Consider the following 23,046-nt stretch of genomic DNA (forward strand, 5'->3'; position numbering starts at 1 on the left):
AGCTACCAGGAGTCATAGGGAATGCCGTGCTGGTCGATATAGTCCTTGGTGGCTGGCTCCAGGGATGGCCATGCATACTGCCCGTTGGTCTTGCCTTGCGATGGGCCGAGTTTTTCAATCACCGCCTTGTAGCGGCCGATTTCCTTCTCTTCTAGGCAGGGGCCGCCGACCCAGGCCTTGGCGATGCCGCCAGGGGCCATGCCAATGGAGATCATCTTTCGGTAGTCGGTTTCCCAACTTTTGGTGCCCAGGCAGTAGGCCTGCTGGGGTTTGAGCATCTCATCGCGGACCCACTGCGGGATGTTGATGCGCACGTTGTAGGTCTGGGGTTCCACGAGGGACTGCCAGCGGACGAAGATGATTTCCGGCAGATCGACGCCCATAACGGGCTTCATCTTGCCGCTGCCGTTCCACCAGCCCGCGGTCTTGTTGTTGTAGGCCACGACGCCGGCATGAACGCGTTCATAGGCCAGCCCGCGCCTGTCCACCACATCGACGCTTTCGACCCAGACTTCCATGTATTTCGGCGCACCTATGCCGACGTACCAGGCGTTGTAGGGCAGCTTGGGGCGACCTTGGCTTGTGCTGCAGCCCGTAAGCGTGGCTGCTGTAATGCAGAGCAGGAGCGCGTTCGTGATGAGGGGTCTCCTTTGACGCCGATTACCAGGAGTCATAAGGAATGCCTTGTTCTCGAATATAGGCTTGGGCGGCTTCGGTCGGCGGGCGGTAATAGATCCCCTTTGAATGCCCTTCATAGGGGCCCCGCTTATCGATGACTCCCTTGAAACGCCCGATTTCCTTCTCCTCGAGGCAGGGGCCGCCGACCCAGGCCTTGGCGATGCCGCCAGGGGCCATGCCGATGGAGATCATCTTGCGGTAGTCAGTTACCCAACTCCTGTCGCCCAGGCAGTAGGCCTGCTGGGGTTTGAGCATCTCATCGCGGACCCACTGCGGGATGTTGATGCGCACGTTGTAGGTCTGGGGTTCCACGAGGGACTGCCAGCGGATGAAGATGATTTCCGGCAGATCGACGCCTGTTACCGGCTTCAATTTGCCCATGCCGTTCTTGGGCCAGCCGACAGGGCTTCCGCTGTAGCCGACGACCCCCCCATGTACGTGTTCGTAGGCCAGCCCGCGTCTGTCCACCACATCGACACTTTCGACCCAGACCTCCATGTATTTCGGCGCACCTATACCGACGGACCAGGCGTTGTAGGGCAGCTTGGGTCGACCTTGGCTTGTAGCGCAGCCAGTAAGCGAGACTGCAATTAGGACGAATAGGAGCTTTCTCATTCCGGGTAACCCTGCTGCGGTTTGTTGCTATAGGACAGCCGCCGATTCGGTGCGGGTTTGTTGACCATCACTCCGCTGCTGGGAGTCCAGTGGGCCGACAGGTGTATGTAGCGTATCCGTAGCAGGCGATTGTCTTCCTTGCTCAAGCGAAGAGGGGCGCCTTGGGCATAGGCCTGGATTTTGGTGGCGATAGAGTGAAGCTCGCCGGGTATTTCAAAGCGGCGATCTTCGGCGTTGAGAGTGTCGAAAGGTGCACCATGTTGTAAGGCCAATTCACGCATCACCCGAAGCGCCACCCGTGACAGTTCGCCTCGTACCCGACGCTGAATGGCTATGGCAACCAACGCCCTTTGCGACACGTCATGTTCATTGGCGTTGGGGAAATGCCAGCCGACCGGCTCCATCTGGCCATCGCCGGGCAGTCCGTCCAGTTCCAGCCGGGCGACTTCAAGCTGGGCCTCCCGCCATACCGAGCTGCGTTCCAGGGGCATGTTGGGGCTGACCCGGGTGGCGCGTGGCCGGCTCAGCAACAGTTTCTCCTGCATCAGGGCCGGGTAGCCGCCGCCGATGTCCGAATGTGCGCCGGGCAGGGAAATCTCCTGGTGGTGCGGGGCTACGCTTGTCAGGGGAAAGTTCCAGCGGCGTTCGTCGGCCGCGGTCAGTTGTACGACCTTGCGCGCGCAACCGGGGGGCAGGTAGAGGTTGATGCCGGGGTTGAGGTCGTTGGCTGGGCTCCAGTCGCCGCGCAGTGGGTCGACGATGGCGGCCACGGTATCGAACAGGCCGATGAAGTTGATGCGGACGTCGGTAGTCCAGTCGAAATCCGCCAGCAGGCCGAACTGCCCGGGCTTTAATACTTCGCCCAGGATGCCGCCATCGGGCTTGAGCACTTCGTTGGCGAAGTGGCGGGCTGCCGCCGCGCCGCGGCTGAAACCGAAGAGGTCGAATTCGAGACGGGCTATACGGGGGGCTGGGTTGGTTCTTATGAACAGCCGTAGTTGCTCTTTGATCGTTGCGGGGCTTTGTATTACGCGTTGCAGTACGCCGGTTTCTCCCAGCCCCGTTGCTTGGCTGACGCGTGAGTCCGGCGCGCCGCTGGTGGTGCCTATGCCTTCGATGTAGAAAGGCACGAAAGCCATGGTGGCATCGGGTTCTAGTGGGTCCCGTGCATGGTCTGGGTAGAGTTCGGATAGCAGGGCCACATTGCTCGGTGCATTCCCGTAGCTGTCATTCGGATGGCTCTGGAAGACGCCATGCTCGTCCGGGGCGCTGAAGCCGAAGCGTTCGCAGATGGCGATGGTGTCCAGCAGGGTTTCCTCGCCGAGCTGCTGACGGTCGTCTTGGCGGCAGCGCTCGGTCAGTGCCGCGTTGGCCAGGTTGTTGCCGGTGCCGTCGAAGAAGGCTGCCAGGCGCAGGGTCAGGCCTGGCGTCTCGTCCAGCTCTTCTTCTTCGTCTTCCTCTTCCGGTTCTTCCTGGTCAGTGGCTACTCGCACGGCCTGGCCGTCGAGCTCGAGTTGCTGGAATGCCTGCAAGGCCTCCAGGCTGGGGAAGCGCAGGTGTACGCCGCTGGCCATTTCGCCTGGCGGCTGCCAGTCCAGGCCGACGCTTTCCTCGGCCATCAGGGTGTGGGTCTGGCTGGCGATCAGTCGATGGCTGCCGGGCGGGCAGCCGCAGCTGACTACATGGTCATGGCCGGCCACCGGTTCACCGTTGGCCAGCCAGGTAGGGTTGCCTTCTGCGATCAGCCCGACGCTGCCACATCTCGGACAGCGCACCGGGTCGTTGCGCCGCGCAGCGAGGCGATGGCCGATGATCAGGTCAGGGGAGCCGGCGAGCACCTGGCCGCCGGTGGTAGTGCTGTCGTCCTTGCGAACGACGAAACGCTGGCCCATGTTGCAACTCCTGCAAGCATTCGGATGAGTCCGGCTGGCAGGAAATGCCTTTGTCGAGGGTTTGGCTGTCGGTGGTTTCTTGGCTGGGTGAGAGGCTTTTCCGGTTGCTTGCAGATTCGATCACAGTGCTCAGGCAATGCCGTCCGGCCGGGCGATTTCCAGCTCCGGCAGCGGTTTGCCCAGCAGCCCCGACCAGTACGGCGAACGCCAACGCGGCCACGCCGGCGACGGCCTTGCGCAGCAACCGGGCGCTGTGCGCGGCGAGCATGCCGATGGCCAGAGTCGGTGCTGCGGCGCATCAGCCAGCCACGGGAGAACTACCGGCGCTTCGAGAAGGCGCCGGCAGTGGCGCGCTACATCGAGCGGGTGCGCCTAGCCGCGGCCCAGGCGCGTCAGTAACGCGGCCTTCACCGCCGGCCATTCGTCGTCGATGATGCTGAAGCGCACCGAGTCGCGCTTGCGCCCGTCGGGCATGATCCGTTCGTGGCGGACGATGCCTTCCTGCACCGCGCCCAGGCGCAGGAGGGCGGCGCGGGACTTCTCGTTGAGCACGTCGGTGGTGAACTGCACGCGCACGCAGTGCATGACTTCGAAGGCGTATTCCAGCAGCAGGAACTTGGCCTCGGTGTTGATCGCCGTGCGCTGCGCCGAGGCGGCCAGCCAGGTGTGGCCGATCTCCAGCTTGCGGTTGGCGCGGTCGATCTTCCAGAAACGCGTGCTGCCGACGATGCGCCCGCTGCGCCGGTCGCGGATGGCGAAGGGCAGCACCGTGCCGGCGTCGCGCCCGGCCAGGGCCTTGTCCAGGTAGGCGTCGATGCTGTCCGGCCCCGGCACCACCGTGACCTTGAGGCTCCACAGCTCGCCGTCGGCCGCCGCGGCGAGGAGTTCGCCGGCCTGGTCGCGGGCCAGGGGCAGGAGTTCGGCGTGCTCGCCGGTGAGGCGTGGCTGGGGCTCGGGGGCGGTCATGGCGGTTTCCTTGGCTGGGCCCCCGAGCTTGCCGCGTTCGGGCGCGGAAGCAAAGCCGCACGCTAGACGTGGCTCAGCTGCAGGTCATGGATGATGCACACCGAACCGTCCGTGGCCAGGGTGGCGCTGGTGTAGTCGACCTGGTTGTACACCCCACCGTGGAAGTCGAAGGCGTGGCCGGCCCAGTCCGGGTCGAGGGTCATGGGCGCGAGGTTGGAGGTGCGCCCGTTGCAGCTGGCCTGCACCGTGATCACGGCCGAGGCGGTGGCGTGGATGAGGATGCTGAAGCGCGCGCCCAGCGGCACCTTGTCCAGCACCGTGCTGTTCACCGGGTCGGGCTGGTCGAAGTGCTGGCGAAAGCCCAGGGTGATCTTGCCCTTGTTCCAGAACACCTTGACCACTGGGCTGTCGTCGTTGAGCACGTGCATCTGCGAGATCACCACCTTCTGCGCCGAGTTCACCCGCGTCAGCGTCATCTCCTGGCGGTTGCTGTGCTCGCGCGCGCTTTCCAGCAGCCAGTACTTCGCCTCCTTCCATTCGCAGCGGGTGCGCTGGGTGCCCTTGCTGGATGCGCCGAGGGTCGGCGCGGTGAACTGCACGCTGCCGTCGGGCTGGCGCGTGACCAGCTCTGGGTACTGCTGCAGCGCCTGGCTGCCGGGGATCTCCAGGGCCACCGGGTTGGTGGCCGAGCGGGGGACGGGCAGGCCGATGGTCAGGTTGTCGATGTTCACGCTCATGTCGTCAGTCCTCTGCTGTGGGAAGGGCGCAAGCGAAAAGGCAGGCGCGGGGCCTGCCTGATGGATGCGACTGACGACGGCGGCGAATGCTCAGGATTTCCGCATGAGCGGTAGCCCGGGGCAGGGCGTCGCCCTGCCCGTGTGGCGGCTCAGCGCCCGCCCAGCTGGCCGCGGCGGTATTCGCCCTGGCGCTCGAGCATCCAGCCGGGGTACTCGGCCGGCAGCGCGCTGACCTGGGCGAGGGTGGCCAGTTCTTCGGCGTTCAGCTCGACCTGGGTGGCGGCGATGTTGTCCTCGAGCTGCTCCAGGCGCTTGGCGCCGATGATCACGCTGGTCACCGCTTCCTGATGCAGCAGCCAGGCCAGGGCCACCTGCGCCACCGACACGCCCTTGGCCTCGGCGATGCCGCGCATGGCGTCGATGCAGTCGTAGGCGCGTTCGCGGTTCACCGGCGGGAAGTCGAACTGGGTGCGCCGGCTGCCGGCCTCGGCCTGCTGGTCACGGCCGTACTTGCCGCTGAGCAGGCCACCGGCCAGGGGGCTCCAGACCATCAGGCCGACTTTCTCGCTGCGCAGCAGCGGCACCAGTTCGCGCTCCAGGTCGCGGCCGGCGATGCTGTAGTACGCCTGCAGCGACTCGAAGCGGGCCAGGCCGAGGCGCTCGGCGGTGCCCAGGGCCTTCATGATCTGCCAGGCCGCCCAGTTGGAGACGCCGACGTAGCGCACCAGGCCCTGGCGCACCAGGTCGTCGAGGGCGCGCAGGGTTTCCTCGATTGGCGTGGCCGGGTCGAAGCCGTGCACCTGGTAGAGGTCGATGTGCTCCAGCTGCAGGCGCTCCAGGCTGGCCTGCACGCCGCCGGCGATGTGGTAGCGCGACAGGCCGCGGGAGTTGGCGCCGCGGGTGCCGGTCTCGCCGAACACCTTGGTGGCGATCACCACGTCCTCGCGGGGCACGCCGAGGTTCTTCAGGGCCAGGCCGGTGATGACCTCGGAGCGGCCCTCGGAATACACGTCGGCGGTGTCGATGAAGTTGATGCCGGCCGCCAGGGCCGCACCGACCAACTGCTCGGCCTCGGCCTGCTGCAGCTTGCCGATCTGGCTCCACAGCTGGCCTTCGCCGCCGAAGGTCATGGTGCCCAGGCAGAGTTCCGAGACGAACAGACCGGTGTTGCCGAACTTTCTGTAGCGCATGGCGAGCAATCCTCGGGAAGGGGCAGGGAAGGCGCCGCTGCCTCGCGCAGCGGCGGACGCCACCAGTATGGGCGCCGCGCCCTGGAAGGACGGCGCTCGATGCTGCCGCATTCTTGCCTATTGCTGCCGGCGCCCGCCTCAGGCCATGGGCGGCAGGCGGCGCTTGACCGGGGTCTTCTTGACGATGGCGGTGCTGGTCTCGGCGTAGGCGTTGAGGCGGTCGAGCAGGGTGTCCAGCTGCTCCATGTCGCGCACGCACAGGCGGGCGACGAAGCAGTCGTCGCCGGTGATCTTGTCGCACTCGGTGAACTCGGGGATGGCCTGGATCTGCCGTTCCACCTCGTGCAGCCGGCCGGGCAGCGGGCGCACGCGGACGATGGCCTGCAGCAGGTAGCCGAAGGCCTTCGGGTCCACCTCCAGGGTGTAGCCGCGGATCACCCCGCGTTCCTCCAGCTTGCGCAGGCGTTCGCCGACGCTGGGCGCGGAGAGGCCGCTGACCTGGGCCAGGGCCTTGAGCGACAGGCGCGAGTCTTCCATCAGGGCGGCGATCAGCAACTGGTCGATTTCGTCGGTCATTTTTGGCCCGTTAGGCGATTGCGGGTGGATGCCTTGATAGTAAAGGCGATATTTGGCGGATGCCTTCCGTTTGCGATGGAAGGACGGGGTGACGCCTTGCCATGCTGTAGGCACTCCTTGCAGGAGGAAGCCCCATGGACAAGTCCCTTCAACGCGGCACCCTGGAGATGACCGCGGCCATGCTGATCTGCGGCACCATCGGTTGGCTGGTGCTGGTGTCCGGCCAGCCGGTGCTGGACGTGGTGTTCTGGCGCTGCGTGTTCGGCGCCGCCACCTTGCTGCTGGCCTGCGCCCTGCTCGGCCTGCTGCGCCCGGGCGTGCTGAGCCTTGCCGCCTTCGGCCTGGCGCTGCTCAGCGGGGTGGCCATCGTCGGCAACTGGGTGCTGCTGTTCGCCTCCTATTCGCGGGCGTCCATCGCCATTGGCACCGCGGTGTACAACACCCAGCCCTTCATGCTGGTGCTGCTGGCCGCGGTGTTCCTCGGCGAGAAGCTCAGCGCGCGCAAGCTCGGCTGGCTGGCGCTGTCCTTCGCCGGCATGCTGGCCATCGTCAGCGCCCACGGCAGCGGCGGGCCGGGCAGCGACTACCTGGGCGGCATCGCCCTGGCCCTGGGCGCGGCGCTGCTGTATGCCTTCGCCGCGCTGATCGTCAAACGCCTGCAGGCGGTGCCGCCGCACCTGATCGCGCTGGTGCAGGTATGCAGCGGCGTGTTGCTGCTGGCGCCCCTGGCCAACCTCTCGGCGCTGCCGCAGCAGCCGTCGGCCTGGGCCTGCCTGGCCACCCTCGGCATCGTCCACACCGGGCTGATGTACGTGCTGCTCTACGGCGCCATTCAGAAACTGCCGACGGCGCTGACCGGCGCGCTGTCGTTCATCTACCCGGTGGCGGCGATCCTGGTGGACTGGGTGGTGTTCGGCCACCGCCTGGGCCTGGCGCAGTGGCTGGGCGTGGCGGCCATCCTCCTGGCCGCGGCGGGCATGCAGCGCGACTGGGGGCTGCCGCGGCGGCTGGCTGCGCGCTTCGCGCTGCGTGGGACGGATTACGGAAAGCGCTGAGGTATGGGAATTTTTCCCTTAGCGCTGACTCAAACTCCCACCAAGTCACGCCATGGGTGAATGATGAACTACAAGCTGTTGCCAATGATCGGTGTCGCGGTGCTGCTCGGCGCCTGCGGCGGCAAGGAAGCGGAAGTGTGCGCCAGCAAGGACATGCGCGACCAGTTGGTGAAGGTGTTCACCGACGGCCCGCTGTCCGGCCGCGGCGACCTGCTCAAGGACGTGGAGCTACGCGACGCGGCCATCCTCGAGAAGGACCCGGACAGCGGCGTGCTCGAATGCGTGGCCACCTTCCGCGTGCCGGTGGGCCAGCAGGTGGTGCAGGGGCCGCTGGAGTACCGCATCGCCCCGGCGGCGAAGTCCGATCATGATTACCTGTTGCTGTTCACCAAGAGCGAGCGGGCGTTGGCGCTGGCCGATCGGATTCAGCGGGTGTTCCCGGCGGCGGGGACGTCGCAGTGATGATGGGAGTGTAGGAGCGAGCTTGCTCGCGAAGGGTGCTTCCTTGCGACTGCGGTGTATTCGGTTGACTCCGTTCCCTCACCCCAGCCCTCTCCCGGAGGGAGAGGGGGCCGTTTGGCGTGAGTGGTGAATCCAGAGTCAGCCTGAAATGCCTGTCTGTCCCTGCGTTCGCGGGAATGGTGAAGGTAGGAGCGAGCTTGCTCGCGAAGGGTGCTTCCTTGCGACTGCGGTGTATTCGGTTGACTCCGTTCCCTCACCCCAGCCCTCTCCCGGAGGGAGAGGGGGCCGTTTGGCGTGAGTGGTGAATCCAGAGTCAGCCTGAAATGCCTGTCTGTCCCTGCGTTCGCGGGAATGGTGAAGGTAGGAGCGAGCTTGCTCGCGAAGGGTGCTTCCTTGCGACTGCGGTGTATTCGGTTGACTCCGTTCCCTCACCCCAGCCCTCTCCCGGAGGGAGAGGGGGCCGTTTGGCGTGAGTGGTGAATCCAGAGTCAGCCTGAAATGCCTGTCTGTCCCTGCGTTCGCGGGAATGGTGAAGGTAGGAGCGAGCTTGCTCGCGAAGGGTGCTTCCTTGCGACTGCGGTGTATTCGGTTGACTCCGTTCCCTCACCCCAGCCCTCTCCCGGAGGGAGAGGGGGCCGTTCGGCGTGAGTGGTGAATCCAGAGTCAGCCTGAAATGCCTGTCTGTCCCTGCGTTCGCGGGAATGGTGAAGGTAGGAGCGAGCTTGCTCGCGAACCTCCTGGCGGTTGCGGTGTATTCGGTTGACTCCGTTCCCTCACCCCAGCCCTCTCCCGGAGGGAGAGGGGGCCGTTTGGCGTGAGTGGTGAATCCAGAGTCAGCCTGAAACGCCTGTCTGTCCCTGCGTTCGCGAGAGTGGCGAAGGGGAAGGATGGTGCCTGACCTCCAGGCCGCTCAGGACAGCCCCCTCTCCTGCTTGCGGGAGAGGGTTGGGGAGAGGGTGCTCTTGAGCCTGGCACCTGCGCCACCGGCAGCTTCCATTCGCGAGCAAGGACCAGGCGTCCCCCTTGCTCCTACGAAAAGCCGCGCTCGCCTGCAACGTAGGCGCAACTGTCTTGGCGGCTGCGCCGAAGCGCGCCTCAACGGATGGGTTGAGCCTTGGCGAAACCCATGCGGTGGTGGTGATGGGTATCGCTTCGCTCAACACCATCCTACGAAAAGCCATGCTCGCTTATCCGCGAATCACGCCGATATCACCGGCTATCGCGGACGCGCAGGCAACTGCCAGCCTCTGCAGTGGCCCGAACGCCGCACAAACGAAAAAGCCGCTCCCCCATGAGGAGGAGCGGCTTTTTCATCAGCGCCTTTCGGCGCCCGCTCAGGCAGCGTTGCCGTAGCGGGCCTGTTTCTTCTTGACCTGCTGGCGGCACGCGTCGCCGAAGGCCTGGAAGATCTTCACCGAATCGGGGTTCTTCAGCGCCTGCCATTCCGGGTGCCACTGCACCGCGAAGAGGAAGGGCGACAGGCTCGGCGCGTGGACCGCCTCGACCAGGCCGTCTTCGGCGTGGGCGATGGGCTCCAGGCCCTTGCCGAGGGTCTTCAGGCCCTGGCCATGCAGCGAGTTGACCTGGATCGAGTCGGTCTGCAGCAGCTTGTGCAGCCAGGTGTTCTGCGCCACGCGCACGCTGTGCGCCGGGGCGTACTGCACCTCGACCGGGTCTTCGGGGTTTTCCCGGTGGTCATTGAATCCGGGCTCGGCGTAGACCTTCTGGTAAATGTCGCCGCCCAGCGCCACGTTGATTTCCTGCATGCCGCGGCAGATGCCGAAGATCGGCAGGCCACGGGCGATGGCGGCCTTGATCAGGGGCAGGTCGAAGAGGTCGCGCTGCTTGTCCTGGGCCTTGCCGGGGGTTTCGTTTTCCTGGCCGTAGAGGGCCGGGTCGATGTTGCTGCCGGCGCCGGTGAGGTAGACGCCGTCGGCCATGTCGAGGTACTGCTCGAGATCGTCGGTACCGCAGCAGGTCGGCACCAGGACCGGCACGCAACCGGCGATGTCGGTGATCGGGGTGATGTACTTGTGGGTCATCACCTGATAGTCGTGGCCCTTGCGTTCCTGGGCGCCCATGGACATCAGGACGACGGGCTTGCGGAGTTTCTGATTGTTATTGCCAATGTTGCTGTTGGACATATGTCACCTTGGGACAGGCTCGGCCTGTCGTTTATGTGCAGGCGCGGCCGGGAGGGCGCTACCTGGGGCTCCGAGCACTGCCGTAGCGGGGCTGGAAGCGCCCGCAAACGGTCGAAGCCTGCCCACCAGCCTGCCAGAGCCGTAAAATATGTCAAACAATTTCGCTTTCGATCGTTAAAAATAATGGCCGAAATTCATGGCGATTTCATTTTCAACTCACTGTATTTAAAGGATTTTCTCTTTAATTCGATAAATATCGGTCCATTATTTTTTACGGACCAGGCCTTTTCGTGAAAATTATACTGAACATTTTCACGGAAGATCGCCGGGCACGCGCCGGCCGTGCCCTTGAGCGGGTGCCGCGTCTGAAGCTTTCCTGCGGGGGGCGCTGGCGCCCGGCCCGTCAGCCGGGCAGTTCGACCTTGCCGGGCGGCAGCGGCGCCTTGGCCGGGTCGCCGCTGAAGGCTTCCACCCGGTTGCGCCCGCCGTGCTTGGCGGCGTACAGGGCCACGTCGGCGTTGCCCACCAGGGCTTCCTGGCTGGCCACCGGGCCCTGGGCGGTGGAGGCCACGCCGATGCTCACCGTCAGGTGGCCGCGGGCGGCCCAGGCGTGGGGCAGTTGCAGGGCCTCGACGGCGGCGCGGATGCGCTCGCCGATGGCGCAGGCGCTGGCCAGGTCGGCGCCGGGCATGACCACGGTGAACTCCTCGCCGCCGAAACGCGCGACGAAGTCGCAGTGCTCGCGCACGTTGTCGCGGATGGCCTCGGCCACGCGGCGGATGCCGACGTCGCCGGCGAGGTGGCCGTAGCCGTCGTTGTAGAGCTTGAAGTGGTCGATATCCAGCATCAGCACGCTCAGCGGCTCGGCGTGCCGCGCGCAGCGGTGCCATTCGCGCTTGAGCGTCTCGTCCAGGTGGCGCTTGTTGGCGATGCGGGTGAGGTCGTCGGTGCGGCTGAGCACCGCCAGCTCCTGGTTGGCCAGCGCGTACTTGTGCGCCAGCACCTGGTGTTCCCAGGCCAGCTTGAGCGCCTCGTTGAAGCGGATCTGCAGGCGCCGGCCCATTTCCGCGATGAACGGGCAGACCACCCAGGCGGAGACCGCCAGGAAGGTCGCCTGGGGTTCGGGGTCGCGGAAATAGGCGATGCCCAGGAAGAAGAACATGGGCACGTGGAAGGCCAGGTGCGCCGGCCAGTAGGACACGTTGCTCATGGCCACCATCACCGAGGCCAGGGCGATGCAGCCGTAGATCACGTCCTCGTAGGGCGTGCCGTAGCTCATCAGCCAGATGGCGCCGATGCCCCAGGCCAGCCCCACGGCGCCGCACTGCAGCATGGTCAGGCGCGCCCAGGTCTGCGGCGCCAGGCGCTGCGGGTTGCGCCGCCAGGCGTACACCAGGCCCAGGCGCACGCTCATCAGCAGCACCAGCACGGCGAGCCACAGGCAGCGCCCGAGCAGGGGCGCGCTGGCATGGTAGACGCCGAACACCATGGTGCCGGAGAACACGTTGCCCACCGCGGTGGACGGGCTGGTGGAGAACAGCGTGGCGACGCGCTCGGCCAGGTAGTCCTCGGCGGGGCGCTCGGGCAGCGGTGGCGGGTTGGTGTCGGGGTAGGCGGTCATGCCTGGGCTCCTGGGTGCGCCCCGGGACGGTGCGGCGGGGGCGGGCGCAGGCACGCGCCGGCCCGGCGCGCTGGCGCCTCGGTCCATGGCGGTGCGCTTGCCCGGCCCGACCGATGGCTTCCGTTGCGCGGGAAAATGCAGTGATGTCTCGACGCCATCATGCCTGGAGTACGATGGGAATTCGAGCCCGCGGACGACGGAAGGCAGCGCCGCCGGGCGGGAAGCGGAAAGCGAGACGCCCCCTCTCGCTGGGCGAAAAGGGGGCGTTTTTCTTGCCATTGCACCATCCTGGTGCGTTATCTCCCGGGTGCGGCTTACTTGCCGGTCTTGATGGTGGTCCAGCTGCGGGTCATCAGGCGCTGGGTGTTGGCCGGCAGGTCCGGGAAGGCGTACAGCTTCTTCATCACCTCTTCCTTCGGATAGATGCCCGGGTCGTTGCGGATTTCCTCGTTCACCAGCGCGGTGGCGGCAGCGTTGCCGTTGGGGAAGGAGGTGACGTTGCTGATCTCGGCGATCACCTGCGGCTCGAGCAGGAAGTTGACCCACTGCAGCGCGCCTTCGGGGTTCTCGGCGTCCTTCGGAATGGCCACGGTGTCGAAGAAGGCGCCGGCGCCTTCCTTCGGAATGTTGTAGAGCACGTGGACGTTGTTCTTCGCTTCCGCGGCGCGGGCCTTGGCCTGGTAGACGTCGCCCGAGTAGCCGACGGCGACGCAGATGTTGCCGTTGGCCAGGTCCGAGATGTACTTGGAGGAATGGAAGTAGGTGATGTACGGGCGGATCTTCTGGTACAGCGCGGTGGCCGCCTTGATCTCCTTCGGATCATTGCTGTCGGGCTTGTAGCCCAGGTAGTGCAGGGCCGCCGGCAGCATCTCGGTGGGCGAGTCGAGGAAGCTCACGCCGCACTGCTTGAGCTTCTGGATGTTCTCGGGCTTGAACACCAGGTCCCAGGAATCCACCGGGGCGTTGTCGCCGAGCACGGCCTTGACCTTGTCCGGGTTGTAGCCCAGGCCGATGGTGCCCCACATGTAGGGGATGGCGAACTTGTTGCCCGGGTCGCTGATCTCGAGGGTCTTCATCAGGTCCGGGTTGAGGTTCTTCCAGTTCGGCAGCTTGGACCTGTCCAGCGGCATGTAGACGCCGGCCTTGATCTGCTTGGCGAGGAAGTTGTTCGACGGCACCACCACGTCGTAGCCGGACTTGCCGGCCAGCAGCTTGGCTTCCAGCACTTCGTTGCTGTCGTAGACGTCGTAGACGACCTTGATGCCGGTGGCCTTGGTGAACTTGTCGACCGTGTCAGGGGCGATGTAGTCGGACCAGTTGTAAACGTGCAGCACTTTGTTGTCCGCCTGCGCCATACCAGCCACAGCGCCCGCCAGAGTCACGGCGAGCAGGGTCTTGCCGAAGGTCTTGAACATGCAGGTTGCTCCGATTTTCTTCTATCCGTGCGTAAGTTGGGTCTTCCGCACGGATCGACAGCAAGAACCATTCCCGATAATGGCCCCCGGCCATTTACCGGCGGCCGGCCCCCGGTGGCTCTAGCCTGGCGCCAAGGGGCGGGAGGAGGGCAGGCGGGCGCGGCGACGGAATCCCGGCGCGGGCTGTTACAAGGCGTACCGTCGTGCCAGGTGGCTCAATCGAGCCGGTAACGCGCGAGGTCCTGCGCGGAAAGCACGCGCATGCGCCCCGGCTCGATGGCCGCCATGTCGTCCAGCAGGGCGACGGGCACATCCATCTCGCGCAGGTAGGCGGCCGGGCTGTAGCGGCTGGCGCCGTCGGCCAGCCAGGAATCGCCGCCGGGGAAGTAGGGACGGTGCAGGCCGACATAGCCGCGCACCCGGCGCGCATGCCCGGCGGCCAGCAGGTAGACGCAGGTGCCCTGGCACACGCTGTTGCGCGGCACCCAGGTATCGAACCCGGCCTCGCGCAGCAGCCGGCCCATCTTGATGGCCTCGCCCAGGCTGCCGCCGATGGAATCGAGCAGGGCGATCTTGCGGGCGAACTTGCCGGGGTTGCGCTTCAGCCCCTGCAGCAGGCGCTCGTAGTCCCCCGGCGCGATGTCCTCGGTGACGCGCACCGCCAGGGTGAGCCCCAGCGACTTGTTCTGCACCGGCGCAACCTCGACCCGCGCGAGAGCCGCCGTCGAACACAGCACCGAAAGACCGAGCACGGCCGCGCGCACCAGGGTATTGCCCATGAACCTGCCTCGCCTTGAACCCAGCGGGAAATCGATGGGAGCGGAAGATACCGCCGATGCTGGCATTTGGCATCCCCCGGCACAGCCGAATCGGCGAATGCCCCGAAGTGCAGCACCAAGGCTTCACTCCGCCCGCGCCTTCTGGTAAAAAGGCACCCCCAAGCGGGCGTCGTATAATGGCATTACCTGAGCTTCCCAAGCTCATGACGAGGGTTCGATTCCCTTCGCCCGCTCCAGATTCCACGGGCTTCTCAGCGGCCCAGCGAGACCTTCGCGAACAGCTGGGGGCCGTTTCGGGGGCCGTTTCTGTGAGTCTGTGCCAGCGTGCGCCGGTGTGTGAGCGCGGCAGAGTGGACCAGGCTTACAACCCAGCGGCCGAAGGCATGACCTTCGTTTTATGTTGACCCATCGAAATTGGGTAATTTTGGTAATTTCATTTTTGAAATGCCGTTTTTCCATTTGTTTTCAATGGGTTGAAACGATTTCTTAAAGGTAATAATAGGGTAATTTTAGGGTAATCGAATTACCTTTCCCCAAGGTAAGTTTTCGGTTTTATCAAGCCCTTGTAAATCAATCACTTACAGAAAAATTACCTTTCCAATTACCTCAAATTACCTTTCAAGGTAATCGTCCAAAGCCAGTAACGACGCGGCTTCCAGGGATGTTCGAACCCCGAATTACCAAAATTACCTTTTTCCGAGGCCTCAACCGAAAACACGGCCTGGGACAGCCCTCTGCCGCGCCCAGGAAAAGGGGCTCCGGTGCAGGGATTCGCAGGTATTCCCCACCGCCGAAACGTGCAGCCAGCGCCCTGCCTGGGCCGCCTGGAGGGCTGCGCAGGGGTGAAGAAAAAGTGCCCCCTTTAGCCCGCAGGCGTGGCGGGGGGACGACTGCGCGCGCCGGGTGCTGCCAGGCCCTGTCCGGCCGGAAATACTGGCTGTCCATACAGTGCTTTTCCGCCCCCTCATGGCCCCCACCCTGCCCCGACCTGGCCCGCTGGCACCGGCTGCTCAACGATGCCGGCGAGCGCATGCGCAATCCCCCTGGTGTGACACACACCACTGGTCGCCAGCCCAGTAAAGACGGGGCTTTCAGCCCGTTTCTGCTGGCCTGGGAATGGTGAAAGTGGTATGTTTTAGTGGGGTTTTTCGTATTGCTGAACGGCGAAAATCCTCGCCTGCAGGACAGAAAAAAGCCGCCTCGAGGGCGGCTTTGTCGTTTCAGTCTGGCGCTACGCTGGCAAGGCGGACTCGCGGAACCGCATCACCTCTTCCCCCACCCAGTCATTCACCTGGCGCAGCCGCGCCTGCAGCGGCGCCAGTTCGTTCGCCTCCCACACCGCCGTCGCGGCCGTGATCGAGCCGAAGCCGCCGGCATTCTGCGGCACCACACCCAGCAGCTGCGGGTAGACGCGCAGCGCGGCGAGCTGGTCGTCGCGACTGATGTTCTTGATCGCCCCGAAGTCGTCCTTCGCCGCCACCTCGCTGACCGGGATCAGTTGGATCCCCTCCTTCTTCCCGTTGGGCGCGTAGATGAACAGGTTGCGGAAGTTGCCCGGGCCCTTTGCGTTCTTCAGTGCTGTGCGCAGGTTGTCGATGTCTGCCTGGTCCTGTGCGGCGTCGGTCATGTAGAGGATGAAGCCGGCGTGACTGCCGTTGTCAGACTTGATGAGCGAAGCGGCGCCCGCGCCGGCAGCGGTGATCAACGCCTGCGATCCCAGGTACTGCTGGGCGTTGCTGCGGCGCTCGCCCGAGACGCACGGGATGCCGTAGGGATCGCTGATCCAGCTCAGGCCGTCCAGCAGACTGGTGCTGTCCTGGCTTCGACTGCGCTTGCCGTCTTCCTCCGGCACCGTGCGGATGGTGCCGTCGCTGAACACGAAGGTGATGGAGCGGACCTGCCCACGCACGCACGAGAGCGTCCAGTCGCCCGAGGCCGTGCCGCTGACCACCGCACCGGCCACGTCGGGAATCTCGATGCCGTTGGCCGCCAGGTTGTCGGCCCCGATCAGCACCTTGAAGGGAAACGGGTCGTTGACGGTGCCGTCGATGGGAATGCGCCCGATCAGCGCGGTCATGGCGACCGAGCCCATGAGTGTGGCATTGGCGGGCACCGTATAGACCGCCCGGGTGGTGTCGGCAACGGCCTGCGCCGTCCTGTCTCAGCAGCCACTTCAACAGGGGATTACTCCTCATCGGACGTCCTCCCCGCAGCGGCGGCCGGCGGCAAGTTCGTGCCGGCATCGATGGGGCTGAGCACCGGCATCAGGGACTCGGCCAGGCCGCGGCCGCGCGTGACCAGATAGACCATCGTGGTGTCGGTCGAAGCGCCCGCTGGCCCCAGGTCGGGATGCTGGAAGGTCGCGGCCACGAAGTCGCCTTGCAGCGCCCTTGGATCGAGATCGATACGGTGAGGCGAGGTGTTGGTCAGGCGCACCGCGGTGACCCACTGGTCTTCGAGTCGCCAGGCTGCCAGCGCCCGCGCCTTGAGCGGCAGCGTTGGCAGCAGTGTGTCCAGCGCGAGCGGGCGCCGCAGCGGCACGCGCCCGATGCCGGCCACGGGCTCGACGGTGCGCAGCGGTGCGTAAAGGTTCTGCGCAGCGTAGCGCGTCAGGACAACGGCTACCGGCGTCTGCCGACGCTTGGCGGGTTGCGCTGCTTGGCTCGGACCGGCGGCGGTGTCTTTGCTGGCCTCCGCGGCGGCGTCCTGCAGGACGATGCGTACAGGCTCCAGCGGCTGCTCGCCTTCCCGGGCGTCCGTGGCGGCGATGTCGACCAGCACGATGGCACCGGATTCCACGTCCTGCAGTTGCAGCCGCGTCGGCGCGATGGTCTCGCTGGCGCGCAGGTAGATGGCTCCACCCGCGCTCTGCACGCGCAGCCGCTCGCCCAGGCTCGGGGGCAGGCCGACACGCACGTTGCGGTCGATGAAGACCACGCGCTCCTGGCCGACGACCAGCGGGACGGCCAGCGGCAGCCGCTGCCAGCGCAGGATCTCGATGGCATGGCTGTCCGGTACCAGGCCGAAGCCAAGGGCCAGGCTCGCCACGATGGTGAAGACGTGGTGTTTCAAGGGTTGCCTCCCTGCGAAAGGCCGCCGCCGGGCGTGCCGGACGGAGGCACTGCCTGCGACGGTGCCTCGATCCGCTGCGGCGCGCCGTCATAGCAGTCCAGCGCAAGGCCGAAGGGGTTGCGCGGGGGATCGACGTCCAGCCGCACTACTTTCAGTGGATAGCGCACCAGGGCCCGCTTGACCTGCTCGGCGCCGTAGTACTCGTCCGCGCTGACATCGAGCGTGACGATCCAGTCGCGACTGGAAACCGTCTTTACCCGCATCGTGGGGTTGTCGCCGAAGCCGCGCCCCGGAATCTCGTAGATGCCGCGCACCCGCTGGCGCAGTTCGCCGCTGCTGCGCCGGTGCTCGTAGTCCTGGCGCAGGAAGGCCTGGCAGGCCGGTGTGAAATAGGCCGACAGCGCGTGGAGGTTGCGCGGGTAATCCTGTTCGCCATCCGTCGGCCAGCGCTGGACCTGCTGCCAGACGTAGAAGGCGAAGGCATAGACACTCTCGGGCGGCACATCCCACCAGGCGCGGGTGCTGCCCGAGCGCAGATCGGGGGGCACATGGATCGTCAGTTGCCTCCCTGGCGCCCGAGCAGGGTGAACAGCCGGCTCAGGTTCATGCCGATCAGCCAGTCGGCGCGCGATCGGGCGAGTGCGGAGAATACAGTGGCAGCGTCTCGGCGGACGGTTTGAGCGCGCCCAGCGCCTTGCGGATCGACACATCGTTGAGCGCCGACAGCCACAGGCGCTGAATCGGCCCGTGGTAGCCGCACAGGTCGATGATCTCGCGGACGATCATCTCGCCCTCGCGGTTGGCGTCAGTCGCGATCACCAGTTCGCTTGCCTTGGCGACGAGTTGCCGCACGACCTTGAATTGCGCCGCGGTCGCCGCCTTGGGCTCGACACGCCAGCGCTCGGGAAGAATGGGCAGTTGCTCGATGGCCCAGCGCTTGTATTGTTCGCCGTACCCTTCGGGCGGAACCGCCTCGACCAGATGACCGATGCACCAGGTCACGACGACCGCGGCACCGCTGTAGCAGCCGTTGCCGCGTTGGCCAGCGCCCAGCACACGGGCAATGTCCTTGCCCTGGGACGGCTTCTCGCACAGGAATACGCGCATGAAGCCTCCTCGGAAATATGCGGTTCATCGGATGGGCGTCAGCTTGGCAGGGCCAGGAGATGCCGGCAGCAAGGAAGCCGATTGAAGCAGGCGCCGCTTTGTGATCGGCAGGCAGTCCGTTGCCGCAGCGGTGCGCATAGACCGCAGGATCTGGCGCAGCAAGGACGTCGTTTCGGGAGGGGCGGCTGGAACTCCGTGGACGACCTTGGAGCCCCCCTGGGGATGGCTCGCTGGTGCATCGCGGGCGCATGACGGTTGCTACAGCCGCCCTCGGGGGAACGGCTATGGGCGAATTACTGTCCGGCGGCGGGCCTGGCGCTGAGCGCCACCGACTCGATGCGGTACGGCAGGATGCCCACGCGCCGCGCCTCGACCTTGAACGTGACGCGCTCGTTCTCGTCGGCGTCCTCCCATTCGTCGCGCACGGTGCGGCCCTCGACCAGCACCCGCATGCCTTTCTGGTACAGCGTCTTCCAGTGCTCGGCGTCGCGATGCCACAGCTCGACCGGTGCCCAGTAGCCGCCGCGATCTTCGTACTCGCCGTCCTTCTTCGGGATCGGGTTGTCGAAGTAGACGTTCAGGCGAAGCAGCCGGCGCGGCTCGTCGTTGCCGTTCGGAAATTCGCGATAGTCCGGCGCAGAACCGATGTTGCCCTCGCCGACGAAGTGCGTGCTCATGGTGACTCCTTGGTGGTGGGTGGAACGGCCGCGGTATGCCCGTGGACACGCCGCAGGTAAGCCGCTTCCGCCTGGGCGGCCTTGCTGGCGCATTCCAGGGCTTGGCGAGCGATGCTGTGGGTCAGGCTGATCTGCATGTTCAGCACGATGCGCTGCAGTTCCATCGCGTACAGTTCGTCGATCAGCGACGCCGGCGTCGCGGGGTTGGCCAGCAGGGCCTCCCACAACGACACGCCCATGGAGGAACGGTCCAGATTGCGCCAGCGCAGGAAGGTCGTCCCTGCGCCAGTGGCCTGCTGGGCCAGTTGCACGTCGAGCAGGCTGAAGGGAAGGCCTTTTAGGTAGCCTGCGTGTTCCAGCCGCTGGAAGTCCGCCTGTTCCAGCGCCACGAAGCGCGTGGAGTGGCTGATGGGGGGCGATGCGGTCATGCGCCAGCCCCCTTGTCGCCCGCCGCACCATCGGCTGCGCCGTCCGTGGGAACCGGCGCATCGGGCTCGATGGCAGGCGTAACAGGCGGCATTCCGGGCTTGGTTGTCCGCCGCGCGATCGGTGGCGCGAAGCGCGAGCGGCGCGTGCCTTCCAGCACGTCCTGCGGCAGTTCGCCGAACTTCTCCAATGCCGCTCTCGCCGCGGCGTTCTTCGCCGCGAAGTCGTCGCGCGTCGTGCCCGAGTAGCGGTACTGCTGGGCCAGCGAGAAAAGGCTGCGCAACGCGTGCGCGCCATCATTGAGCCAGCGCTCCAAGGTGCTGCGGTCGATCAGCGCCGTGTGGTGCGCCAGGATGAGTTTGCGTGCCAGGTCGTAGTAGTCGGCCAGCAGGTACACCGCCATGAAGCCGAGTTGGGCGTTCACGAACAGCGGCAGCTTCACTGGCTGCACGTTCATGTTCTCGCCCAGCGACAGCGCCGGGGGTACATCGGCCAGCGCCTGGTCCACCTGCTCGCGCAGCGCCTGCAGCGTACTCTTGGTCTGCTCCAGCTTGTCTTCGATACGCAGCATCCAGAAATCGGAGTACGGATCATCCTGCTCGGAACCGCGCTTCATCTTGTTCATCGCGCTGATGAAGCCGTTGAGGCCGATGATGCCGGCGCGTCCCTCCGCCGGTGCGCGGCCGTGCCAGATGCGCGAAGCGTGATGAGTGTGCAGCGTCAGCGACATCGCGCTGCGCAGCGATCCGAGATTCAGTTGCAGGGGTTCTGTGCGTTCGTTGGCCATGGGAGCGACTCGCGGTGAAGGGGCGAGTCGCCAGCATCGGCATCGGCAGGAAGGCCGTCAGTCAACAAACCGCAGCCCATGCGCGCCCGGTTTGTTCCGCATGGAAGGCTGTGTGTGCCGGCTATCCCCTGGGGATAGGTGTGCCGCAGGAGGTGCCGGTTATTCCCAGGACGCCTCGGGGTCGAGGTGTCGTGCCAGCTCCATCGCGTCGTGAAGCACACGACCGACGACGGTCACGTCGGTCTCCGTGCGGTAGATCAGGAAATGCCGCGGCCGACGTACGATGCCGCTATCGGTGCGGCCACGCTCCCGGCTCAAGTGCAGATGCCAGGAGCGCACGCCGTCGCCAAGCTCCGGTCGTTCGATACTACCGGGCCGGTCAGGTTGGGCGGAAACATCGCGCAACGCGGCCACGATCAACGCCTCGTAGCGCTTGCGTGCTACGTCGCCGAAGTGTTCGTGCGTCCAGGCCAGGATGTCGATGAGGTCTGTCTGTGCCGCAGCGGATAGTCGATATCGCGCCATCAGCGAGCTGTCTGCACCCGACCGGCGGCTTGTTGCCCCAACTGCCCGATGAAGTCTTCGAGCTTGTCATCGTCCACATCCGTATAGCGGCCGGCGGCCACATCGGCCCAGCCCGTCTTGGCGGCTTTCTGCAGCGCCTTGAGCTTGGTTTCTTCGAGTTGCTCGCGCCGCTCGATCAGGCGCAGGCCTTCGCGCAGCACTTCGCTCGCGTTCTGGTAACGCCCGGACTGAACCAGGGCCTCGACAAAAGCGTGTTGATGCTCACTGAGCACCACATTGCGGGTGGGCATGGTCTTGGCCTCCACGATGAAACAGCGTCAGAATAGCAGTGTTGGCATTTTATGCCAATGAGCCTCCCGGAAGGCTCCCTGTCCCAGCCATCCCCTGGGGATAGCCCGCTCGGTCAGGGGTCGCGCAGCGCCGCCCGCAGCCGTGCCAGGTGGGCACGCACCACCTCGGGGGATGCCGGTGCCGGTGCCGGTGCGGATGGCGGTGGACGAACTGCTGGCGCTACTGTGGCACCGTCGCCCGCCCACGCCTTGAACTCCCCGCGGATCGCCTTCTGGATGATGCCGAAGAGATAGCCGGCCGGGTTGCGCACCGCGCCGTTTCGGCAGCGTGCCGCCCACTCGTCGAGTACGGCCTGCCGCTGGGCCTCGTCCACCTGCTGCAGTGCCACCAGCGCACCGGCCTGCTGCTCGTCCTTCAGGCGCAGGAAACGCTCGGGTAGCCGCAGGTTCTGCAAGGCCCTTGCGCGCGGTACTGTACGTACTTCATTTATACGATCACTACGTACTGTACGGTCCTCCTTCGGAATCCGAAGAGAGCCGTCCGGCGCGGGTTTCGGCCCTGCTTCGGATTCCGAAGACGGGCGCGCAGCATTCCGAAGATGGGCTTCCTGGCCTTCTTCGGATTCGTGGTCCGCACCCTCCTGTGGATAACCTGGCGTCGTCCGGCCATGCAGCGCCATGCGCTGCGCCAGCACCTGCAGGCGGGTCGGCAGCGTGCGGCCGCTGAGCAGCGGGTCTTCGGCAATCTCCTTGAGCGTGTTCATGCCCACGATCTGCACCGCCTTGGCGGCGTGGGTCAGCGCCTGGCTGACCAGGCCGAGGTAGTCGGCATCGAGCTGCATCGCCTCGAAGGGCGACAGCGGTTCGTCGTGCAGCACATAGAGGTTGCCTTGGATGCGGCCGGTCTTCGGGTCGCGCCGTCGTCGCACCAGGCTCAGCCAGCGCGTCAGCCGCAGCAGCGTCAGGGCGCGCGCCACGGTCTCGTGCGATGCCTGCGCCGCGCAGGGCATCGAGGCCAGGTAGGGGCGCAATTGGTCGTAGGTGGGAAAGGCGGTCACGCCGTCGTCGTTGAGCTGCAGGCGGAACACCTGCCAGGCGTTGCGCTCCAGCGGGGTCAGGCGCCGGTCGAGGAACAGTCGGCGCGGCACGCTCTCATGGCGGTTGCCGCTGTAGAGAAACCCGTCCTGGCTTGGCGCCGTGCCCTGCGCCGGTTCCTTCGGCTCAAGGTGCCGCAGCGCCTCGTCGAACACCGCCTTCGCCTGGCCCACAATTGGCGTCGCGCAGACGAATCCGATGCCGCCGACACTGGCCTCGATGTGGTCGGCGACCGCCGCTTCCTCGCCGATCTCGCGCGCGAACTGCGCGATGTGCACGCGCAGGCGATCCGGCGCGTCCAGCCCCGGCTCGATGTACCAGACATCCGAGATGGGAAAGAGACCCCCTGCCTGCACGGGGACAGCGCGCAGCGCGTCGGTCTCGAAGTCGGGCAGCTTGTCGCCGAGATGGTCGGCGACCAGCCCCGTCCACTGGATGGCCGCCTCGATCGGACGGTAAAAGACCTTGGCTTGGGGGCCGGATGAAGGTGGCTTTCGCATGGCTGCTCCCTGGTAACCGGATTCAGGACATCTGTTTCCCTCGTTGATTGGAATCGCTGCCGGCACGCACCTTCACGGCGCGAGACGGTGGCGGCTTGGCTTGTGGGAAAGGCCGGGATGACGGATGTTCACCAGAGCAGCCGCCTGTCGATATGGCACTTGTCCACCAGCACCGAGCCTCTGCGTGGCGGTATGCTTCAAGGGGTTGACTGCTCATGGCAGGATGGCTCGATAACGAGGTTTTGCTACAGACGCCATCAAGGCGAAAGACGGATTCGGTCTTCTCGCGTTAGAGCCTGGTCGTCACCGGCATGCAAGACAGCGACGGTCTGTCAGCAGACGCGGTTCGGGCGGAATCAGGTGTAGTGATGCCGCTTAGACGGGGTGCGACGAGGTTTCGGGCAAGACTCCAGCGGTCTGCCTCCAGATCGACAAAG

20 protein-coding genes, 1 tRNA gene and 3 pseudogenes are annotated in these 23,046 nt (G+C 65.6%); 3 read left to right on the plus strand and 21 right to left on the minus strand.

The window, feature by feature from the left end; genetic code table 11:
* Nucleotides 1-2: 2 nt before the first annotated feature.
* The 7 genes from PcP3B5_RS06420 to PcP3B5_RS06450 all read right to left on the minus strand — a co-directional run bounded on the left by PcP3B5_RS06420 (nucleotide 3) and on the right by PcP3B5_RS06450 (nucleotide 6,654).
* Entirely contained in the window at nucleotides 3-674 is a 672-nt protein-coding gene (locus tag PcP3B5_RS06420; protein WP_081884702.1) for a DUF2931 family protein, read from the minus strand.
* Nucleotides 661-1,293, minus strand: coding sequence for a DUF2931 family protein (locus tag PcP3B5_RS06425; protein WP_043272429.1), 633 nt, complete (start codon nucleotides 1,291-1,293; stop codon nucleotides 661-663). Before PcP3B5_RS06425 ends, PcP3B5_RS06420 begins: the two co-directional genes overlap by 14 nt.
* The gene (locus tag PcP3B5_RS06430; RefSeq protein ID WP_043272430.1) at nucleotides 1,290-3,185 is read right to left on the minus strand and encodes a PAAR domain-containing protein; all 1,896 of its coding nucleotides are present in this window, start codon (nucleotides 3,183-3,185) and stop codon (nucleotides 1,290-1,292) included. The genes PcP3B5_RS06425 and PcP3B5_RS06430 overlap by 4 nt, the downstream gene beginning before the upstream one ends.
* A gap of 372 nt (nucleotides 3,186-3,557) precedes the next feature.
* Nucleotides 3,558-4,151, minus strand: coding sequence for a GNAT family N-acetyltransferase (locus tag PcP3B5_RS06435; RefSeq protein ID WP_061560823.1), 594 nt, complete (start codon nucleotides 4,149-4,151; stop codon nucleotides 3,558-3,560).
* 62 nt (nucleotides 4,152-4,213) lie between these two features.
* Nucleotides 4,214-4,888, minus strand: coding sequence for a polysaccharide lyase family 7 protein (locus PcP3B5_RS06440; protein WP_061560824.1), 675 nt, complete (start codon nucleotides 4,886-4,888; stop codon nucleotides 4,214-4,216).
* Nucleotides 4,889-5,037: 149 nt separating this feature from the next.
* Nucleotides 5,038-6,078 (minus strand): aldo/keto reductase, encoded by a 1,041-nt coding sequence (locus PcP3B5_RS06445; protein WP_061560825.1) that lies wholly within the window; start codon nucleotides 6,076-6,078, stop codon nucleotides 5,038-5,040.
* Nucleotides 6,079-6,216: 138 nt separating this feature from the next.
* Nucleotides 6,217-6,654 (minus strand): Lrp/AsnC family transcriptional regulator, encoded by a 438-nt coding sequence (locus PcP3B5_RS06450; RefSeq protein ID WP_043315156.1) that lies wholly within the window; start codon nucleotides 6,652-6,654, stop codon nucleotides 6,217-6,219.
* A gap of 134 nt (nucleotides 6,655-6,788) precedes the next feature.
* On the opposite strand from PcP3B5_RS06450, the gene PcP3B5_RS06455 reads away from it, so the two are divergent.
* Together PcP3B5_RS06455 and PcP3B5_RS06460 are read left to right on the plus strand one after the other, a co-directional pair.
* The gene (locus PcP3B5_RS06455; protein WP_061560826.1) at nucleotides 6,789-7,709 is read left to right on the plus strand and encodes a DMT family transporter; all 921 of its coding nucleotides are present in this window, start codon (nucleotides 6,789-6,791) and stop codon (nucleotides 7,707-7,709) included.
* Nucleotides 7,710-7,769: 60 nt separating this feature from the next.
* Entirely contained in the window at nucleotides 7,770-8,171 is a 402-nt protein-coding gene (locus PcP3B5_RS06460; RefSeq protein WP_009618073.1) for a hypothetical protein, read from the plus strand.
* A 1,334-nt stretch (nucleotides 8,172-9,505) separates the two neighbouring features.
* Here the strand turns inward: PcP3B5_RS06460 and PcP3B5_RS06465 are convergent.
* From PcP3B5_RS06465 to PcP3B5_RS06480, 4 genes are all read right to left on the minus strand, one after another.
* Nucleotides 9,506-10,315: a gamma-glutamyl-gamma-aminobutyrate hydrolase family protein gene (locus tag PcP3B5_RS06465; RefSeq protein ID WP_061560827.1), complete on the minus strand. Its 810-nt coding sequence runs from the start codon at nucleotides 10,313-10,315 to the stop codon at nucleotides 9,506-9,508.
* Nucleotides 10,316-10,718: 403 nt separating this feature from the next.
* The gene (locus tag PcP3B5_RS06470) at nucleotides 10,719-11,936 is read right to left on the minus strand and encodes a GGDEF domain-containing protein (RefSeq protein ID WP_009618077.1); all 1,218 of its coding nucleotides are present in this window, start codon (nucleotides 11,934-11,936) and stop codon (nucleotides 10,719-10,721) included.
* 314 nt (nucleotides 11,937-12,250) lie between these two features.
* Nucleotides 12,251-13,351 (minus strand): polyamine ABC transporter substrate-binding protein, encoded by a 1,101-nt coding sequence (locus PcP3B5_RS06475; RefSeq protein ID WP_009618079.1) that lies wholly within the window; start codon nucleotides 13,349-13,351, stop codon nucleotides 12,251-12,253.
* 215 nt (nucleotides 13,352-13,566) lie between these two features.
* Nucleotides 13,567-14,130, minus strand: coding sequence for a COG3904 family protein (locus PcP3B5_RS06480; RefSeq protein ID WP_061560828.1), 564 nt, complete (start codon nucleotides 14,128-14,130; stop codon nucleotides 13,567-13,569).
* A gap of 162 nt (nucleotides 14,131-14,292) precedes the next feature.
* On the opposite strand from PcP3B5_RS06480, the gene PcP3B5_RS06485 reads away from it, so the two are divergent.
* Nucleotides 14,293-14,366: transfer RNA gene (locus tag PcP3B5_RS06485), tRNA-Gly, on the plus strand.
* 1,406 nt (nucleotides 14,367-15,772) lie between these two features.
* Here PcP3B5_RS06485 and PcP3B5_RS31315 read toward each other — a convergent pair.
* The 10 genes and pseudogenes from PcP3B5_RS31315 to PcP3B5_RS06540 form a co-directional block, all read right to left on the minus strand.
* Nucleotides 15,773-16,276, minus strand: a pseudogene (locus PcP3B5_RS31315) (TIGR03752 family integrating conjugative element protein); the annotation flags it as partial.
* Nucleotides 16,277-16,314: 38 nt separating this feature from the next.
* On the minus strand, nucleotides 16,315-17,202 hold the full coding sequence (locus PcP3B5_RS06500; RefSeq protein ID WP_043272435.1) for a TIGR03749 family integrating conjugative element protein: 888 nt from the start codon (nucleotides 17,200-17,202) through the stop codon (nucleotides 16,315-16,317).
* A pseudogene (locus PcP3B5_RS06505) lies at nucleotides 17,199-17,768 on the minus strand (PFL_4703 family integrating conjugative element protein); the annotation flags it as partial. The gene PcP3B5_RS06500 and the pseudogene PcP3B5_RS06505, both read right to left, overlap by 4 nt.
* Nucleotides 17,765-18,309 (minus strand): annotated as a pseudogene (locus tag PcP3B5_RS06510) (toprim domain-containing protein); the annotation flags it as partial. The pseudogenes PcP3B5_RS06505 and PcP3B5_RS06510, both read right to left, overlap by 4 nt.
* Before the next feature lie 293 nt (nucleotides 18,310-18,602).
* Nucleotides 18,603-18,986, minus strand: coding sequence for a single-stranded DNA-binding protein (locus PcP3B5_RS06515; protein WP_061560830.1), 384 nt, complete (start codon nucleotides 18,984-18,986; stop codon nucleotides 18,603-18,605).
* The gene (locus PcP3B5_RS06520; protein ID WP_061560831.1) at nucleotides 18,983-19,414 is read right to left on the minus strand and encodes a DUF3158 family protein; all 432 of its coding nucleotides are present in this window, start codon (nucleotides 19,412-19,414) and stop codon (nucleotides 18,983-18,985) included. The genes PcP3B5_RS06515 and PcP3B5_RS06520 overlap by 4 nt, the downstream gene beginning before the upstream one ends.
* Nucleotides 19,411-20,199: a PFL_4669 family integrating conjugative element protein gene (locus PcP3B5_RS06525; RefSeq protein WP_061560832.1), complete on the minus strand. Its 789-nt coding sequence runs from the start codon at nucleotides 20,197-20,199 to the stop codon at nucleotides 19,411-19,413. Before PcP3B5_RS06525 ends, PcP3B5_RS06520 begins: the two co-directional genes overlap by 4 nt.
* A 159-nt stretch (nucleotides 20,200-20,358) precedes the next feature.
* The gene (locus PcP3B5_RS06530; protein ID WP_043315149.1) at nucleotides 20,359-20,724 is read right to left on the minus strand and encodes a type II toxin-antitoxin system RelE/ParE family toxin; all 366 of its coding nucleotides are present in this window, start codon (nucleotides 20,722-20,724) and stop codon (nucleotides 20,359-20,361) included.
* Nucleotides 20,724-21,014, minus strand: a complete 291-nt coding sequence (locus tag PcP3B5_RS06535; protein WP_009618238.1) for a type II toxin-antitoxin system ParD family antitoxin — start codon at nucleotides 21,012-21,014, stop codon at nucleotides 20,724-20,726. Before PcP3B5_RS06535 ends, PcP3B5_RS06530 begins: the two co-directional genes overlap by 1 nt.
* 113 nt (nucleotides 21,015-21,127) lie before the next feature.
* Nucleotides 21,128-22,309 (minus strand): STY4528 family pathogenicity island replication protein, encoded by a 1,182-nt coding sequence (locus PcP3B5_RS06540; protein ID WP_061563210.1) that lies wholly within the window; start codon nucleotides 22,307-22,309, stop codon nucleotides 21,128-21,130.
* Nucleotides 22,310-23,046: the final 737 nt, after the last annotated feature.

This window comes from Pseudomonas citronellolis, from assembly GCF_001586155.1.
In the GTDB taxonomy this organism is placed as follows: Bacteria; Pseudomonadota; Gammaproteobacteria; order Pseudomonadales; family Pseudomonadaceae; genus Pseudomonas; species Pseudomonas citronellolis.

What these genes read in the sequence shown, in the direction of transcription:
- PcP3B5_RS06440 (WP_061560824.1), bottom strand. Translation starts at nt 4,888, where the DNA reads ATGAGCGTGAACATCGACAACCTGACCATCGGCCTGCCCGTCCCCCGC.
- PcP3B5_RS06445 (WP_061560825.1), bottom strand. Translation starts at nt 6,078, where the DNA reads ATGCGCTACAGAAAGTTCGGCAACACCGGTCTGTTCGTCTCGGAACTC.
- PcP3B5_RS06525 (WP_061560832.1), bottom strand. Translation starts at nt 20,199, where the DNA reads ATGGCCAACGAACGCACAGAACCCCTGCAACTGAATCTCGGATCGCTG.
- PcP3B5_RS06520 (WP_061560831.1), bottom strand. Translation starts at nt 19,414, where the DNA reads ATGACCGCATCGCCCCCCATCAGCCACTCCACGCGCTTCGTGGCGCTG.
- PcP3B5_RS06535 (WP_009618238.1), bottom strand. Translation starts at nt 21,014, where the DNA reads ATGCCCACCCGCAATGTGGTGCTCAGTGAGCATCAACACGCTTTTGTC.
- PcP3B5_RS06430 (WP_043272430.1), bottom strand. Translation starts at nt 3,185, where the DNA reads ATGGGCCAGCGTTTCGTCGTTCGCAAGGACGACAGCACTACCACCGGC.
- PcP3B5_RS06455 (WP_061560826.1), top strand. Translation starts at nt 6,789, where the DNA reads ATGGACAAGTCCCTTCAACGCGGCACCCTGGAGATGACCGCGGCCATG.
- PcP3B5_RS06475 (WP_009618079.1), bottom strand. Translation starts at nt 13,351, where the DNA reads ATGTTCAAGACCTTCGGCAAGACCCTGCTCGCCGTGACTCTGGCGGGC.
- PcP3B5_RS06435 (WP_061560823.1), bottom strand. Translation starts at nt 4,151, where the DNA reads ATGACCGCCCCCGAGCCCCAGCCACGCCTCACCGGCGAGCACGCCGAA.
- PcP3B5_RS06420 (WP_081884702.1), bottom strand. Translation starts at nt 674, where the DNA reads ATGACTCCTGGTAATCGGCGTCAAAGGAGACCCCTCATCACGAACGCG.
- PcP3B5_RS06460 (WP_009618073.1), top strand. Translation starts at nt 7,770, where the DNA reads ATGATGAACTACAAGCTGTTGCCAATGATCGGTGTCGCGGTGCTGCTC.
- PcP3B5_RS06470 (WP_009618077.1), bottom strand. Translation starts at nt 11,936, where the DNA reads ATGACCGCCTACCCCGACACCAACCCGCCACCGCTGCCCGAGCGCCCC.
- PcP3B5_RS06450 (WP_043315156.1), bottom strand. Translation starts at nt 6,654, where the DNA reads ATGACCGACGAAATCGACCAGTTGCTGATCGCCGCCCTGATGGAAGAC.
- PcP3B5_RS06515 (WP_061560830.1), bottom strand. Translation starts at nt 18,986, where the DNA reads ATGAGCACGCACTTCGTCGGCGAGGGCAACATCGGTTCTGCGCCGGAC.
- PcP3B5_RS06465 (WP_061560827.1), bottom strand. Translation starts at nt 10,315, where the DNA reads ATGTCCAACAGCAACATTGGCAATAACAATCAGAAACTCCGCAAGCCC.
- PcP3B5_RS06530 (WP_043315149.1), bottom strand. Translation starts at nt 20,724, where the DNA reads ATGGCGCGATATCGACTATCCGCTGCGGCACAGACAGACCTCATCGAC.
- PcP3B5_RS06480 (WP_061560828.1), bottom strand. Translation starts at nt 14,130, where the DNA reads ATGGGCAATACCCTGGTGCGCGCGGCCGTGCTCGGTCTTTCGGTGCTG.
- PcP3B5_RS06425 (WP_043272429.1), bottom strand. Translation starts at nt 1,293, where the DNA reads ATGAGAAAGCTCCTATTCGTCCTAATTGCAGTCTCGCTTACTGGCTGC.